This window comes from Streptomyces sp. NBC_01408 (genome assembly GCF_026340255.1).
GTDB lineage: Bacteria > Actinomycetota > Actinomycetes > Streptomycetales > Streptomycetaceae > Streptomyces.
The window spans coordinates 1,632,910-1,647,876 of the sequence record NZ_JAPEPJ010000001.1; the positions used below are offsets into that span (position 1 = coordinate 1,632,910).

The 14,967-nt window shown below is 75.1% G+C and carries 13 protein-coding genes and 1 pseudogene; 1 reads left to right on the plus strand and 13 read right to left on the minus strand.

The annotated features are described in order from the left end of the window. Positions 1-168: 168 nt before the first annotated feature. The gene (locus OG447_RS07665; RefSeq protein WP_266935705.1) at positions 169-645 is read right to left on the minus strand and encodes a hypothetical protein; all 477 of its coding nucleotides are present in this window, start codon (positions 643-645) and stop codon (positions 169-171) included. A gap of 136 nt (positions 646-781) precedes the next feature. Here OG447_RS07665 and OG447_RS07670 point away from each other — a divergent pair, with 136 nt between their 5' ends. After that, positions 782-1,777, plus strand: coding sequence for a pirin family protein (locus OG447_RS07670; protein ID WP_266935706.1), 996 nt, complete (start codon positions 782-784; stop codon positions 1,775-1,777). An 84-nt stretch (positions 1,778-1,861) separates the two neighbouring features. On the opposite strand, the pseudogene OG447_RS07675 reads toward OG447_RS07670, so the two are convergent. The 12 genes and pseudogenes from OG447_RS07675 to OG447_RS07730 all read right to left on the minus strand — a co-directional run. Continuing rightward, positions 1,862-2,299 (minus strand): annotated as a pseudogene (locus OG447_RS07675) (response regulator); the annotation flags it as partial. Positions 2,300-2,438: 139 nt separating this feature from the next. Beyond that, positions 2,439-4,220 (minus strand): ABC transporter ATP-binding protein, encoded by a 1,782-nt coding sequence (locus OG447_RS07680; protein ID WP_266935707.1) that lies wholly within the window; start codon positions 4,218-4,220, stop codon positions 2,439-2,441. Between the two features lie 31 nt (positions 4,221-4,251). Beyond that, entirely contained in the window at positions 4,252-5,829 is a 1,578-nt protein-coding gene (locus OG447_RS07685) for a transporter (RefSeq protein WP_266935708.1), read from the minus strand. Then, on the minus strand, positions 5,805-6,602 hold the full coding sequence (locus OG447_RS07690) for an ABC transporter ATP-binding protein (protein WP_266935709.1): 798 nt from the start codon (positions 6,600-6,602) through the stop codon (positions 5,805-5,807). The genes OG447_RS07685 and OG447_RS07690 overlap by 25 nt, the downstream gene beginning before the upstream one ends. Positions 6,603-6,677: 75 nt before the next feature. After that, positions 6,678-7,703: a T3SS effector HopA1 family protein gene (locus OG447_RS07695; RefSeq protein WP_266935710.1), complete on the minus strand. Its 1,026-nt coding sequence runs from the start codon at positions 7,701-7,703 to the stop codon at positions 6,678-6,680. Further along, positions 7,700-8,845 (minus strand): class V lanthionine synthetase subunit LxmK, encoded by a 1,146-nt coding sequence (gene lxmK, locus OG447_RS07700; RefSeq protein ID WP_266935712.1) that lies wholly within the window; start codon positions 8,843-8,845, stop codon positions 7,700-7,702. Before lxmK ends, OG447_RS07695 begins: the two co-directional genes overlap by 4 nt. Beyond that, entirely contained in the window at positions 8,842-11,634 is a 2,793-nt protein-coding gene (locus tag OG447_RS07705) for an insulinase family protein (RefSeq protein WP_266935713.1), read from the minus strand. The genes lxmK and OG447_RS07705 overlap by 4 nt, the downstream gene beginning before the upstream one ends. Beyond that, positions 11,631-12,539 (minus strand): hypothetical protein, encoded by a 909-nt coding sequence (locus OG447_RS07710; protein WP_266935714.1) that lies wholly within the window; start codon positions 12,537-12,539, stop codon positions 11,631-11,633. The genes OG447_RS07705 and OG447_RS07710 overlap by 4 nt, the downstream gene beginning before the upstream one ends. Further along, the gene (locus OG447_RS07715; RefSeq protein ID WP_266935716.1) at positions 12,536-13,183 is read right to left on the minus strand and encodes a flavoprotein; all 648 of its coding nucleotides are present in this window, start codon (positions 13,181-13,183) and stop codon (positions 12,536-12,538) included. The genes OG447_RS07710 and OG447_RS07715 overlap by 4 nt, the downstream gene beginning before the upstream one ends. 5 nt (positions 13,184-13,188) lie before the next feature. Further along, on the minus strand, positions 13,189-14,154 hold the full coding sequence (locus OG447_RS07720) for an LLM class flavin-dependent oxidoreductase (RefSeq protein ID WP_266935717.1): 966 nt from the start codon (positions 14,152-14,154) through the stop codon (positions 13,189-13,191). Positions 14,155-14,342: 188 nt separating this feature from the next. Then, positions 14,343-14,528 carry an LxmA leader domain family RiPP gene (locus tag OG447_RS07725; protein WP_266935718.1) on the minus strand — a complete coding sequence of 62 codons (186 nt, stop codon included), beginning with the start codon at positions 14,526-14,528 and terminating at the stop codon, positions 14,343-14,345. 56 nt (positions 14,529-14,584) lie between these two features. Next, a complete protein-coding gene (locus tag OG447_RS07730; RefSeq protein WP_266935720.1) occupies positions 14,585-14,950 on the minus strand; it encodes a helix-turn-helix transcriptional regulator in 366 nt (121 codons plus the stop codon). Positions 14,951-14,967: the final 17 nt, after the last annotated feature.

Consider the following 14,967-nt stretch of genomic DNA (forward strand, 5'->3'; position numbering starts at 1 on the left):
ATGCGTAGCCGGGACTAAGTGCGCGAGCCGAGGAGACGCTCCGGAGCGGCCCCGACCCACACCCCGCCAAGCCCCCACAGGGGCGAAGCCAAAGCCAAACCCAGCCCCGCCGGCGATTGAGGCGCGGGGTCCGGGGCAGAGCCCCGTGCAACGGCGCCGCACACCCCGTCAAGCCTTGCCGGGACACCGCTGAGCCTGGCCGCAGGCCGTCAGGCGGTGGTGGGTCCAGGCGGCGTACCCGCAATAGGCCGCGGAGGCCAGTACGGCGGCGCCCGCCGCCGCGGCCAGCGGGGCCGGCTCGGGGCGGAAGCCGAGCGCCAGCCGGGTCCCCAGGAAGACGAGGACGAAGCCGACCCGGGTGGGTGCGTAGACGGGGATCCGCGCCGCGGTCCCGCGCAGCAGTGCGGCTGCGACCAGCCCGGCGGCGCCGCAGGCGGCGAGCAGGGCCCAGGGGAAGCCGGGAGCGGCGCTGGGGATGCCGTACTCGGGCGGCCCGAGACGGAAGACCGAGGCGGCCCAGCCGAGGCCGAGCCCGCACGCGGTGACGGCCACGGACCACAGTGCGTGCCGCCAAAGGGGTCCCTGCCTGGGGGTTTCCGTCTGTTCGTCGCCGTCCACGGCGTCGTTGAAGCTGATCATGTCCATCACGCCGGGTAGGACGCGGGGCCGCGCACGGAGGTTGGGTCCCGGGGGGAATTACCGCGGGGGGTTCTCCGTTGAGCGCAGGTGTGGCAGAAAGTTCGAGTTTCAACTAAACTCGACGCAGAAGGAGGTCCTGACCATGCCCGCAGTGACTGTTGAGAACCCGTTGACGCTCCCCCGCGTGGCCGAGCCGCAGGCAGCCGTCCCGCGCAAGGTGCTGGCCGTCACCACCGCTCCCGGTGGGTTCGAGGGTGAGGGATTCCCGGTGCGCCGCGCGTTCGCCGGGATCAACTACCAGTACCTCGACCCGTTCATCATGATGGACCAGATGGGCGAGGTGGAGTACGCGCCGGGTGAGCCGAAGGGAACTCCCTGGCATCCGCACCGCGGCTTCGAGACCGTCACCTACCTGATCGACGGAACCTTCGTCCACCAGGACAGCAACGGCGGCGGCGGAGTCATCAACGGCGGCGACACCCAATGGATGACAGCCGGTTCGGGCCTCCTGCACATAGAGGCCCCGCCGGAGTCCCTCGTCGTGTCCGGCGGGCTCTTCCACGGCCTCCAGCTGTGGGTGAACCTCCCGGCCTCCGACAAGATGATGCCCCCGCGCTACCAGGACATCGGCGGCGGCCAGGTCCAGTTGCTGTCCACCCCGGACGGCGGCTCCCTGCTCCGCGTGATCGCCGGTGAACTCGACGGCCACCAGGGCCCGGGCATCACCCACACCCCGATCACGATGGTCCACGCGACCGTCACGCCGGGCGCGCAGATCACCCTGCCGTGGCGGGAGGACTTCAACGCCCTGGTCTACGTCCTGGCCGGGCGCGGATCGGTCGGCGAGGACCGCAGGCCCATCCACACCGGGCAGACGGCCGTTTTCGGCGAGGGCGGCTCGCTGACGGTGCGGGCGGACGCCTCGCAGGACTCGAACACCCCGGACCTGGAGGTCGTCCTCCTCGGCGGGCGTCCGATCCGGGAGCCGATGGCGCACTACGGGCCGTTCGTCATGAACAGCAAGCACGAACTCCAGCAGGCCTTCGACGACTTCCAGGCGGGCCGGCTGGGGACCATCCCCACCACCGCGCGCACCGGGCTCGGCCACCGAGGCGCCGGCGAGGCGGACGAGGACTGACCGGCCCGACGGGCTCCCGGCCGGGAGCCCGTCCCGCTGTGCGGGGCCTAGTGCTGTGGCAGGGCGTCAGATCGCGCCCTCCGGGGCGATGGCTTCCGCGACCACCTCCGGATGCACGTACCGTCCGCCGGAGTGCACGATGCGGATCGCCGCCACCAGTTGTCCGGCCGGCGCGGACTTCGGCACGACGCCCCGCGCCCCCGCGGCGAGACACTGCTTCAGCCGCCCCGACCGGCCGCTCTCCGTGATGATCACGGTGCGGCAGTCGGGCAGGGCTTCCCGCAGGGCCGCGGCCACGTGGACTCCGTCCGGTCCCGGTGACCCGGTGTCCCCGATGTCGAGGACGGCCACGTCCGGACGGTGGGCCCGGGCCATCGCCAGCGCCTGCGGACCCGACTCCGCCTCCGCGACCACCCGCAGGTCGCCCTCCAGGCCCAGCAGGTCACCCAGCGTCCTGCGCATGAGGTGTCCGTCGGCCGCTAGGAGCACGCGGATGATCCGATGCCCCGTCCCTGCGCTCATCCGGCCACCCGCTCCGGTCCGGACGGCGGAACCATCGTCAATCGGCATTCGAAGTGCATACCAGCCAGCGTTCCACCGGGCCCTCGCGGCACATATTGATATTTGTCATGAATTCATCAGTGGCTGCGAGGTCTCCCGGTCAGTCGGTGGCCACCGCCGGCTCCGCCCGGGCGGTGCCGAGCGTCTGCGTCGCGGCCAGCCGCGCGTACAGCCCGCCCTCCCGCAGGAGTTCGGCGTGCGTGCCGGCGGCCCGTACGCGGCCGCCTTCCAGGACCAGGATGCGCCGGGCGCCGGTCACCGTGGACAGGCGGTGGGCGATCACCAGGACGGTGGTGGTGCGGGCGATCTCCGCGATGACCTCGCGCAGCTCGCTCTCGTTGAGCGCGTCGAGCTGCGAGGTGGCCTCGTCGAGCAGCAGGAGCCGGGGCCGTCGCAGCAGCGCCCGGGCGATGGCGATGCGCTGGCGCTGGCCGCCGGACAGGGCCGTGCCGCGGTGGCCGACCTCCGTGTCGAGGCCCTGCGGCAGGCTGTCGACCAGGGCGGTGAGCCGTACCTGCTCCAGTACGCGGTGGAGTTCGTCCGGGCTGGCGCCGGGGGCGGCGAGCATCAGGTTGTCGCGCAGGGTGCCCGCCAGCACGGGGGCGTCCTGCTCGACGTAGCCGATGGTCCGGCGCAGCTCGGCCGGGTTCCAGTCGCGCAGGTCGCGCCCGTCGACGGTGATGCTGCCGCCCTCTACGTCGTAGAAGCGCTCCAGCAGGGCGAACAGCGTGCTCTTGCCGGTGCCCGAGGGCCCGACGACGGCGGTCAGCCCGCCGGGGCTTATCTCGAAGCCGGCCCCGTCCAGGACGGGCCTGCCGTCCTCGCGGTAGCGGAAGACCACGTCCCGGAAGACGATCTCGGCGCCCCCGTCGCCCGCGGCCGGGGCGGCCGCGTCGCCGGACCCGGCCGGCTCATCGCCCTCCCCGCCCTCCTCGGGGGCGAGTTCCAGCACCTCGTGGATGCGCCCGACGGCGGCGGTGCCCACCTGGAGGCCGCTGATCCCGCTCGCCAGCTGCGCGACCGGCCCCACGAGGTAGAACAGGTACAGCAGGAAGCCGATCAGCGAGGCGACGCTCATCGAGCCGTTCGCGACCCGTGCCCCGCCCAGGCCCAGCACGGTCAGGAACGCCAGCTGCACCACCAGGCCGCTGGAGGTGCCGGCCACCGCACCCCAGCGGGCGGCCCGCAGGCCCGCCTGCCAGGCACCGTGCGCCGAACCCTCCAGGGCGGCGCTCTCCCGCTGTTCGGCGCCGCTCGCCTTGACCGTACGGATCGCTCCGAGCAGCCGCTCCAGCCCCGAGCCCAGCTCGCCGAGGGCTTCCTGGGCCTCCTTGCTCGCCCGGGAGATGCGGGGCATGACCAGGGCCGTGCACCCGCCGATGGCGAGGACGACGCCGAGCACCGCGACGAAGAGGACCACGTCGAGCCAGGCCATCAGGACGAGCATGCCGAGCAGCGTGACGGAGCCGATGAGCGTGTCGACGAGGTTGTTGGTCGCCGCCTCGCGGAGCAGGGTGGTGTCGGCCGTCACCCGGGAGATCAGATCGCCGGGCGGGCGCCGGTCCAGGTCCGCGACCCGCAGCCGGGGCAGCCGTGAGATGAGCCGCTTGCGGGCGCCCAGTACCACGCTCTCGGCCGCCCGTTCGACGGCGTACATGCCGAACGCACTGGCCAGCGCCCCGCCCACGATCAGCAGGGCGAGGAGCAGCACCTGGCGGGAGACCGGCTCGTCGACGGCCAGGGCCTCGACGAACGACTTCGCCACGAGCGGCTGGGCGAGGCCGGCGACCCCGCCGAGCGCGCTCAGTGCCGCGCCTGCGATCAGGGCCTTGCGGTGCGGGCGGGCGTGCCCGAGCAGGGAGCGGGTGGCCGAGTCTTTCATCGTCGTGGGTTCCTTCGTCCGGTCGGTTGGGTCAGGACATCCGCAGGGTGGTGAGGATCTCGGGCGCCTTGTCGAACAGCCGCTGTCCCATGGTCCGCAGGGTGACCAGCACGGCCAGCAGGCCGTACGCCGTACCCAGCGGCAGCAGCAGCCACGCGAGGGCGGAGCCGTTCAGGGCGATCGCGCCCGCGATCACCGGGGCGATCGCCACCACTCCGAGGAAGGAGCTGAGGAAGTTCGCCAGGTGGTAGCCGCCGCTCTGGCCGGGCGCACTCACGCTCCACGGGTCCTCGGGGTACGGGTAGGGGTGGAACACGCTGATGGCCATGCCCATCGCGAAGGTCACCCCGAGCAGCGCGAAGCTGACGCCGAGCGCGGCCGCGAGCTGGTCGGTGCGCCCGTTGACGAGGGCGACGCCGGTGGCGACGGCGGTGAGCCAGGGCGCGATGACCACCAGCTGGGGGAGCAGCCGGCCGACGAGTTCGGCGCGGGCCTGCGCCACGGTGCGCAGCGTGGCGACGTTGCTCCAGATCGCGGAGCCGTCGAGGGCGAACAGCACTCCGGGGACGGTCAGTCCGAAGACCCAGGCGCCGCCGACGGCGGCGTACGGGGTCCGCATGTTGGCCGCCGCCATCACGACCGGGAACAGCAGCGCGTACGCCAGCGCCGCGATCATCGTCATCCGGTGCCTCGGCGACCGTGCGAAGGCGCTGAACTGGTGGTGGGCGACGAGCAGGGTCCGGCTGGAGGTGAGCAGCCGGGCCCGCAGGCCTGTCGTCCGGCCCGCCCGGACCTTGACGGCCTGGGCCGTGGAGGCGTCCGTCGTGGTCATCAGCCGGGTCAGGGAGCCGTGCCACCACACCATCAGCAGGGCGATCAGGGCGGCGGTCCCGCCCAGTTCGAGCAGGGCGGTGCCGGTCCTGCCGTCGGCGGCGGCCCGGATCGCGTCGGCCGGCCACCCCGGCGGGGTCCAGCGCAGGATCCGTACGACGAGGGACGGCAGGGCGAGCCCCGAGCCGGCGGTGGTCAGCAGCAGGTAGGCGGCGTAGCCGCCGACCGCGGTCAGTACGCCGCCGAGGGCGGCGGCGTCCTTGCCGCGTCGGCCGGTCAGCGCCCGGGCGAAGGAGGCCAGTACGGCGCGGGAGGCGACCACGCACAGCAGCAGCATCAGCGGTACGGCGAGGACGGTGACGGCCGCGGCGGGGAAGCTGCTGAACGCGCCCTCGGCGGCGCCGACGACCGCTCCGGTGATGAGGACGAGGGTGCACAGCGGCCCCGGGCCGATGAGCGCGGAGGCGGTGGCCCCGGCGATCAGCCGGCGCGGCCGGACGGGCAGTACGGCGAGCCGGGTCGGATCGGAGCTCTCGTCGCCGCCCGCGCCGAAGGACAGCGGCAGCGCCAGCCAGGCGACGGCCAGCCCGGTGAAGGCCAGGACGGCGAAGTCGGGCGCGTCCGGCTCGCCTTGGGCCAGGGCCAGGCCGACGGCCGCGTAGCAGGCCCCGGCCAGGCTGATGCCCGCGCCGGCCACGAAGCCCACGGCGCGGGCGGTACTGCGGCGCAGACTGCTGCGCAGGAGGGCGAGTTTCAGCCCGACGAAGACCCCAACCATGCGAGGCTCCCTCCCTTCGCCTTCCCGGCCGGGGCACCGACCAGTTCCATGAAGCGCTCGTTCAGGCTCCGGCCGGCCCGTACCTCGTCGAGCGTGCCGTCGGCGACCACGCGCCCCTTGGCCAGGATGGCGACGTGGGTGCACAGCGCGGCCACGAGCTCCATGACATGGCTGGAGAAGACCACCGTCGAGCCGGTGGCGGTGTACTGGCGCAGCACCTCGCGGATCGTCTCGGCCGACACCGGGTCGACGCTCTCGAAGGGTTCGTCGAGGAAGAGGACCGGCGGGTTGTGCAGCAGCGCGGCCGCCAGGCCGATCTTCTTGCGCATGCCGGTGGAGTAGTCGACGACCAGCTTGTCGCCGGCCTCGGAGAGCCCGAGCACGTCGAGCAGCTCCTCGGCGCGCGCCTCGGTGTCGGCGGCGGGGAGCTCCCGCAGCCGTCCGGTGTAGCGCAGCAGTTCCCGTCCCGACAGCCGCTCGAACAGGCGCAGGCCGTCGGGCAGGATGCCGATGCGGTGCTTGGCCTCGTACGGGTCCTGCCAGACGTCGTACCCGGCGACCGTCACGGTGCCCGCGTCGGGCCGGAGCAGGCCGGTGATCATGGACAGGCTGGTGGTCTTGCCGGCGCCGTTGGGGCCGACGAGGCCGTAGAAGCTGCCCCGAGGGACGGTGAGGTCGACTCCGTCGACGGCGACCTTGTCGTCGAATTCCTTGCGGAGCCCGCGCACTTCCACGGCCGCCGGGACCGCGTCTCCTTCGGGGGGGTGTTGCATGGTGCTGCCTTCCGCCTGGGTGGGGGGTGGGGGGATGGGAGGCCTACGGGGCCCGTTCGGCGCGGGCCGGCCCGCTCAGCGGGCGGGGAGGTCCGGTGAGGCCAGGTTCCGGTAGGGGGCGCCCGGGTCGATGCCCGCGCTGCTGAACGCCTCGTGCGCGCTCTCGGAGCCGGTCGTGGCCCGTACGGCCGCCTCGGCCAGCGCCGAGGCGCGGTGCTGGCCGAAGCTCAGCCCGCCCGCGCCGGGCCGGGGGTCGTCCGGCTCCCAGGCCACGGCCGTGCCGGGCCCGAGCCGGTGGGCGAAGACCGAGGTGTCCGGGGCGGTGCCGGGCAGGTCGCGGACGGCGTCGGCGACCGTGTGGCAGGCGCCCCAGGACTCGCTGCCCAGGTAGACGACGAGGGCGTCGCGGCGCGGGTAGTCGGCCGGACCCGACAGCACCTTGGCGTGGTAGCCGGCCCCCGCCGCCTCCAGGTGCTCCAGTACGGTCCCCCAGATCATCGGGGCGCGCCCGGGGTCGGTGATGTGGACGTAGACACGGAGCAGTTGGTCGTCGAAGCGCGGCTCGCGGGAGCCCATGGCGTAGAAGAACCCGGGCGAGAGCGCGGGGCGGGCCGGGGAGGCGGGGGAGCGTACCTCCGTGCCGGCGACGAGCGGGCCGTCCGCGGTCAGCCGGTCCACGGGCACCCGGACGCGTACGCCGTCCCAGGAGACGAGCGCCTCACCGCCGCCCGGTTCCTGCGGGGCCCGGAGCAGGACACCGGTGCGCTGGATCTCGCGGTGCGGCAGCGCCGCCGCCAGCTCCCGCTCGAAGCCGCGGTCCCGCGGGGCCATGCTCCGGCGGCGGGTGTCCGCCTCGGCGCGGCCCGTGTGGAACACCTCGTACAGCGCCGCCCCCAGCCGCTGCTGGAGTTCGCGGGCGGATTCGCCCTCGATGGTGCGGGGCCCGACGGTGGCGGTGAGGCCGTCGGCGGAGAGGTGGATCCGCGCCAGGGCGTCGGCGAGGTCGGGGGCGAGGTCGGGGGCCAGGAGGGAGGCCGGCGCCGGTTCGGCGGTGGCCGGTCCGGGGGTGAGCGGCTCGGTGGGGGCTGCGGCGGTGGTCACGAGGCGTCTCCGAGTCCGACGACGTGGGTGAAGCGGGCGGGGTCGAGCAGGGCCGTGCGGCCGATGCCGGCGGCGGCCCGCTCGATGCCGAGCAGGCGGTTGGAGCGCATGGCCCCGGCGAGCAGCCGGTCCAGCAGGTGCCAGCCCGCGAAGGCGGTTGCGCGCTCGGCCAGGCCCGGATCGGCGTCGGGCCGCGCGTCGCGGTAGCCGCGCCAGAACTCCTGGACGACCGGGCGCAGCCGGGCGAGCTTCTCCGCGCCGCGGGCGAGCACGGTCTCGCGCGTCATGGACAGCCCGGCGAAGGCGGCGGTGTCGGCGTCGCCCCGGGAGGTGACGATGTCGTGCACCGCGCGGTGCAGCCATTCGCCGGCGAACCCGCCCACGTCGCGGGCCGGGTCGGCGAGGCGGAACTCCTCCCAGTCGGCCACGTGCAGCCGGCTGTCCGCCCCGGGGTGTCCGGTGATCAGGAACTGGTCCATCCGCAGGTCGCAGTGGGCGGGCACGCGCGGCGCCGCCCGTTCGGCGGCGAGCAGCCGGTGCACCGCCCCGATCAGCTGCGCGTCGTTCTGCAGCAGCCGCCAGGTCTCCAGCTCCGCCCCGCTGAACTCCTCGAACGCGGCGGCGGGCAGCGCCTCCAGCAGCTCCGGCGAGGGCATGGCGGGAGTGCTGCGCTCAAGCTGGTCCTGCTGCCCGGCAGGGCAGGCGTGCAGCCGCCCGAGGGCGGCGCCGGAGCGGTGGGCGAGTTCCGGTGTGAACTCCTGGTCGGCCATCAGTTCGGCGCCGCTGCGGGCGTCGTGGAGGTACTCGAAGGCGAGCAGCCCGGCGTCCGGGTCGCTGCCCAGCAGCGCGGGTCCGCGCAGTACGCCGGCCGGGGCGTCCGCCACCAGACGTTCGTAGCCGAGCGCGCGGTCCATCCGGGCCCGTACGTCCTCCGGCGGACCGGTCAGCCGCTTGACGAAGACGCGGGCGCCGCCGGTCGTGCGGCCGGCCCAGGTGTCGTTGCGGCCCTGCAGCGCGGTGAGGTCCGCGCGGTCGAAGGGGCCCGTGCCGATGCGCCGCAGCAGGGCGTCGACCTCGGGCGCGGTGTCGAGGTCGACGGGCTGGAACCGGAGCTCGGTGCGGGCGGCGGTGGTGCGGGTCACGGCGTCTCCTCGGCCGGGTCGGCCGCCGGCGTGGCGAGCACTCCGGCATAGGCGGGCTGGGCGAACAGGTGCGCGCAGTCGCGGGCCACCTCGGCGGCCGGGGCCTCGTACAGGGCCTCGGGGAAGCCGACGAGCTCGGCGGTCCGGCGCCCGGCCGCGAGCCAGGCGCTCAGCGCGTCGGCGAGCGAGCCCTGGGTCTGCGGCGCGAGGGCGAACTGGCCCGCGCAGTACCGCCGGGCGGCGTCCACCTCGGCGCCGCCGGGCGGTTCGGCGCCGGCGCGCCGCAGCTCGTCGCGGATCACGGCGGCGGCCTCGACGGCGCCGGCGGGTGGCAGCTGGGCGTGGACCTGGACGAGCGCCCCGGTGCCCGCGTGGTCGCCGAAGCGGCCCGCGTACGAGGTGAAGCCGTACGGGGCCTGCGGCGTGCGCAGCGCGGCGAGCCGGGCCCCGGGCTGGCCGCCGCCGAGCACGGCCACCGCCAGCCAGCGGGCGGCGAACGACCCGGCCGGGGGCGGCTCGGGAGTGGCCCACAGCAGGTGGGCGGCAGTCGCGGGCAGGGCCGGGGGCAGGCTCAGCAGCGCGAGGCCTTCACCGGCGGCCGGGAGCGGCGCGTGCGCGCCGGGCGGCGCGTCGAGGGCCGAGGTCAGCGGGCGCAGGGCGGCGGTCGCCGCCGCGGCCCAGGCCTCGGGATCCAGGTCGCCGACGGCGGTGAGCTCGATGCCGCCCGCGTGCAGGGGGGCCGTGAGGGCCGTCGGGCCGGCGCCCGGGCCGGGCCGGCCGGCCAGGAGCCGCCGGCACAGGGCCTGTTCGACGAGCCAGGCCGGGCAGCTCACCCGGGTTCCCATGCGGGCGCGGGCCCGCGGTTCCACGGCGGCGAGTTCGTCGGCCGTCGGCGGGGCGCCGAGCAGGTCGGCGAACAGCACCGGGTCGGGGGCGGGCGCGGGCAGCCAGGCGTCGAGCAGGACGGCGCCGCTCTCCACGGTCGTGGACACGGCCCCGCGGGCCGGGAACCGGGCCGTCCAGCGGTCGGCGAGGACCAGGGCGAGCCGTTCGCGGTCGGCGGGCGCGGCCGCGGGGGGCGCGGGCAGGCGCAGCCGGAGTTCGACGAGGGGGGCGCGGGTGTCGCGTACGGCGGCCACGGCGGGCTCGCCCGGGCGGCCTGCGGCGGGCCCGGGGCCGGTCTCGGCGAAGGCGGGCAGCCGCAGCGCGGCCGGGGCGGCCGGGGCGGCCGACGGCAGGGCCGGGGCTGGGGTCGTCGGGGCGGCCGACCGCAGGGCCGGGGCCGGGTTCGGGGCGCCGGGACCGGCCGTAGGGGCCGGGGCGGCCGGAGATGCCGTGGAGGCGGAGGAGATAGGGGAGGTCGGAGACGCCGAAGAGGCGGAGGCGCCGAGAGCGGCCGGAGACGTCGCAGAGGCGGAGGAGGCGGGGGAGCTCGAAGAGATGGGGGAGGTGGGGGACGCCGAAGACACCGAAGAGCCGCGGGAGTCCGAAGAGGCGGCGGGCATCGGCGCGGCGGACCGGACCGGTGCTCCCAGGCCCCGGAAGGGGACCGGTTCGCCGCCCGGGAGCAGCGCCAGCACCGCCCGAGGATCGTCGGCCAGCGCGCCGGCGGCCGCGCGGACCCGCCCCGCGGCGAGGGCCCGCAGGCGGGCGGGCAGCTCGTCCAGGAGGGCGGGCTCGCCGAAGAGGATCTCCAGCCGGCCGAGCGCGCGGGCCCGGGGGCCCGGCCCGTGATGGGCGCGCAGGTGGTCGTCGGCGAGCCGCCGGGCCGCCTGCCGGACCTCGGCGTCGGCGACCTCGTCGGCATCGGCGATGGCGCGCAGGGCCCCGTCGACCCGGTGCAGCGCGGCCCGTACCCCGTCCTCGTCGGCGGCGGGCAGGGTGATGACGAGGCTGTCGGGGTCGAGCGCGTCCAGCGGGCCGAAGAATCCGCAGCCCGCGTCGACCGGCGGCACGGCCAGCAGCCGGGCTGCCACGAGCCGGGCGAGGTAGCCGTCGAGGTCGGCGGCCGGGTCGGGCAGCCGGTAGCCGAGGCAGACGGCTCCGCCGCCGGGCACGGTCCGTACGCTCACCCGGTCCGCGGTGAGCGGGGGTTCGGCCAGGACCGGGCGGCGCGCGGCGTCGGGCCGGGCGGGCCCGGCCGGAACCGCGGCGAAGTACCGGGTGACGAGGGCGGCGACCTGTTCGGGGTCGTCCCCGCCGCTCACCGTGAGTACGGCGTTGCCCGGGGCGTAGTGCTCGCGGAAGAAGGCGGCGCAGTCCTCGGGGGTCAGTCGGGCCAGGTCGGGCAGGTCGCCGTAGCCGTCGTGGGTGTTGGCCCAGCGGTCGTACAGCAGTCCGGGCAGCAGGGGCCAGGGCAGCCCGCCGAGCGGTGCGTCGTACACGGCGGCCTTGATCTCGGCCTCGACGCCGGTGAGTTGCTCGGCGAGGGAGTCCGGGGTGAAGCGGGGGGCGCGCATCCGGTCGGCCTCGGCGGCCAGCGCGCGTTCCAGCGCCGCGGTGGGAACGACGTGGACGTAGTCCGTGTAGTCCTGGTGGGTGGTGCCCTCGGCGGATCCGCCGTCGGCCATGAGGCCGGCGAAGTAGGCGCGGTCGGGGAAGCGTTCGCTGCCCTCGAACATCATGTGTTCCAGCAGGTGCGCGAGGCCGGCGCGGCCCTCGGGCTCCGAGCGGAAGCCGACGCCGTAGTGGACGGCGACCGCCGTCAGCCCGCCCGCGGCCGTCGTGTCGATCAGTACGCGCAGCCCGTTGGCGAGGGTCAGCCTGCGTATGCCCGTGCGGCCGGTCATCCGGCGGCCCCCTCGGTGAGCGTGGCGGCGAGCACGCCGTACAGGCGGGCCTGGCCGGTCGAGGCCGGGATGTACGCGGCCGTGTCGTGCGCGTGCAGCGCAACGCGCAGGGCGGTGCCGTGCAGGTGGCCCTCACGCGCGGCCGCGGCGTCGCCGCCGTAGCCGTCGAAGAGGGCGTCCAGCAGCTGCTGCCAGACCTGCGGGTCGGCGGCGGCGCCCAGCAGCCAGCGGAACTCCAGGAGTTCCCCGGCGAGCCAGCCCAGGTCGAAATGGGGCGGGGCGGCGCACAGGTCCTCGCCCGTCAGCAGCACCGCCGGTGCGGCTCCGGCGGCGGGGAGGAGCGAGCCGAGGCCCGGCGCGCCGTGCGACAGGACGTGGCCGTCCGCGGGGCCGAGGGCTTGCGCCACCCAGGCGAGCAGGGGGGCCACGGCCGCCTCGCCCAGCAGGTCCGCGGCGGTGGCTCCGCCGGCGGTCGTACGGCCCGACAGCCAGGCGTGCAGCCGTACGACCGCGCGCGCGGGCCGCCGGGCCTCCTCGGGGACGGGCCGGGCGTGGAGTACGGCGAGCAGCGCGCCGACCTCCCTGAGGGTTTCGGTGAGCGCGCGGTGGCCGCCGGGGACGGCATGCGGTCCACCCCCGGTGATGAGCCAGTGGGCCACGGAGTACGGACCGGGGGCGGCGTACGTCCGGGCGCCGTCCGGCGCGGGATCCCCGGTCAGCAGGCGGGTACCAGGGCCGGGGGAGGTCTGCTCGACGAGCTCGCGCAGGCGGGCGGTGAGCGGTGCGAAGGCCTCCGGAGCCCCCGCACCGGGTCGGCGCAGCCAGCGGTGGCCGCCGTCGGGCAGGGCGGTGACGGTGGTGGAGAGCAGGCCTGTCGCGTAGGCGTCGACCACGACGGCGCTCATGGCGTCGGCTCCGCCGTGATGCTGCGGTGCAGCGCGGCGAGGCCGTCCACCACATCGGGGAGCGGGGCCGGGGCCCAGCTGTCGGTGCGCCCGGTGGTCAGGCTGAGCGCGGGCACGGGCGGCACGACGACGCAGTTGGGGCGCTCCGCGAGGGCCTCGGCGTGGCGGCGGTAGGCATGGCTCTGGGCGCCGCCGGGCGGCAGCGCGGGGGCGACGGCGACGGGCGCCGCCGTGCACTGCGCGGTGAGCAGCGAGGGGCTGTCGGCGAGGCCGAGCGCGAGGCGGGCGGTGTACGAGAACGTCGAGGGGTAGACGAGTACGGCCTCGGCCCAGGCGGTCAGGTCGACGTGCGGGGCGCGCAGCACGGGCTCGTCCGGCCAGGCGTCCACCAGGGTGCGGCGGCCGGTGAGCAGGTTGAGGGCCTCGCGCGTGACGAACCGCTGGGCGCTGCGGGTGAGGACGGTCTGGATCTCCAGAGCGGGGTGGGTGGAGCGCAGCCAGGCGATCCAGGAGGGCAGTTCGGCGGCGGAGACGGAGCCGGTGGCGATGAAGAGGAGCCGGGTGAAACCGAGCCCTGCGGGCTCGGTGCCTGCGGCGGGAGCGGTGTCGGTGATGTGCTCGGTGCGCTCGGTGGGGTGGGTCACGGCGGCTACCAGCCGTTCCCGGTGAACAGCACTTCCAGGTCGCGCAGTACGGCCCGCGGTCCCTCCAGCATGCCCACTCCCACGTTGTTGAGGACCACCTCGTCGACGCCCGCCGCGTGGTACGCGGCGATGCCCGCGGCCAGTTCCGCGGGGTCGCCGGTGAGGGCTCCCCCGGCGGCGAGCAGGCTCTTGGCTGTGGCCGTCGGGTCCTCGCCGTCGACCCGCACGCCGGCGCGGGTCAGCATGTCCTGGTAGTGCGACGCGGAGAAGTGGTCGGAGCTGCCGGTGGCGAGGACGGTCAGGGGGTTCCTGCCGTCGGCCGCGGCGGCCATGGGGACGATGGACACGACGCGCGGCACGGGCCGGCCCGCGGCCTCGGCTCCTTCGCGCAGCGCGGGGACGATGACGTCGCGCACGTACGCCGGCGGGGTGAGCCAGGTGATCGCCACGTCGGCGGTCTCCCCGGCGATCCGGGCCATGCCGGGGCGCAGCACCCCGAGTCCCACCTCGACGGGGGGTGCGGGCGAGCGGGGGATGGAGCCGCTGTAGGAGAAGTAGGTGCCGCGCTGGTCGACCTCGTCGCCGTCGAGCAGTCCGCGGACGATGTTCAGGTATTCGCGGCAGGCCGTCAGCGGGCTCTTGTAGGGCTCGCCGAGCGCCATCGCCTGGAAGACGCGCGCACCGGGCCCGAATCCGGCGGTGACGGGGTGACCGGAGGCCGCGGCGAGGGTGCGGGCCTCGATGGCGGCCTGGACGGGATGGCGCAGCGGCATCAGCGAGACACCGATCCCGAACGGGACGCGCAGGCCCATTCCGCTCAACTGCGCGAGGATCTGGTGCTGTTCGTTGAGGAGCACCTGTCCCTGCCACAGCGCCCGCGCTCCCCGCCACTGCACGAACGCGGCGAACGGTGCCGCCTGCTCCGCGCGGGTCGGAACGATGGGCAGGAGAACAGAGACACTGCGGCTCATCGCCGGACCTCCGGGAGTCGCGGAAGAGGAAGGGCAGGAAGGGACGAAGGCACGGCACGAAGGCACGAAAGAATGGGCGGTGCCCGGCCCGGGTCGGACCCGGGGCGCGGGGCTGTGGCGGTCCTGGGCGCCTTGCCCGCGCCCAGGACCGCTCGGTTCAGCCGTTACCGGCCGCCCCTACTGCTGGATCAGCAGCTGTACTTCCAGGAAGCGGTGCCGGCGGCGACGCTCACCTTGGTGTAGGCGATGGTGGTGATGGTCGGCGTGATCGCCGGGGCGTCGGCCGACGCCTCGAAGTTCAGCTCGGCGGCGTCGGCGTAGGCCTCGAAGCCACCGACGAGCTCCATGATGTTGACGTTCTCGATCTTCTGCATTGTGCTCTCCAGATCTTTGGAAACGTCCGCCTCTGGTTCCGGCGGACGTGTCCCAGTCAACAACCGTGCGCTGTGGTACGGATATTGGCCCTTGGTGAGGTGTCCCTTGGGACAATGTCCCCGGTGCAGATGAGCGGATGGTGCAGATGGGCCATCAGCGCGGCTTCGAGCCGGGAGCTGACGCCGAGCTTGTCCACGATGCTGGCCACATGGGCCTTCGCGGTCCGCTCGACGATGCCCAGCCGCCGGGCGATGAGCCGGTTGGGCATGCCATGGCCGAGCAGTGTGAGCACCTGTCGCTCACGCCCGGTCAGTGTCCCGATCCCCCGTGGATCGTTGACGGCGCCGCGCAGCAGTGCGCAGTCGCAGGTGCCCGCGCTGTGGGCGTCCAAGTCCGCCAGTTCCGGGTGCTGGTCAGGCACTCGGACGGCGATGGACG

Bases quoted from the DNA above. Each gene is read 5' to 3' on its own strand.
- OG447_RS07665 (WP_266935705.1), bottom strand. From the start codon at position 645: ATGGACATGATCAGCTTCAACGACGCCGTGGACGGCGACGAACAGACG.
- OG447_RS07670 (WP_266935706.1), top strand. From the start codon at position 782: ATGCCCGCAGTGACTGTTGAGAACCCGTTGACGCTCCCCCGCGTGGCC.
- OG447_RS07680 (WP_266935707.1), bottom strand. From the start codon at position 4,220: ATGAAAGACTCGGCCACCCGCTCCCTGCTCGGGCACGCCCGCCCGCAC.
- OG447_RS07685 (WP_266935708.1), bottom strand. From the start codon at position 5,829: ATGGTTGGGGTCTTCGTCGGGCTGAAACTCGCCCTCCTGCGCAGCAGT.
- OG447_RS07690 (WP_266935709.1), bottom strand. From the start codon at position 6,602: ATGCAACACCCCCCCGAAGGAGACGCGGTCCCGGCGGCCGTGGAAGTG.
- OG447_RS07705 (WP_266935713.1), bottom strand. From the start codon at position 11,634: ATGACCGGCCGCACGGGCATACGCAGGCTGACCCTCGCCAACGGGCTG.
- OG447_RS07710 (WP_266935714.1), bottom strand. From the start codon at position 12,539: ATGAGCGCCGTCGTGGTCGACGCCTACGCGACAGGCCTGCTCTCCACC.
- OG447_RS07720 (WP_266935717.1), bottom strand. From the start codon at position 14,154: ATGAGCCGCAGTGTCTCTGTTCTCCTGCCCATCGTTCCGACCCGCGCG.
- OG447_RS07725 (WP_266935718.1), bottom strand. From the start codon at position 14,528: ATGCAGAAGATCGAGAACGTCAACATCATGGAGCTCGTCGGTGGCTTC.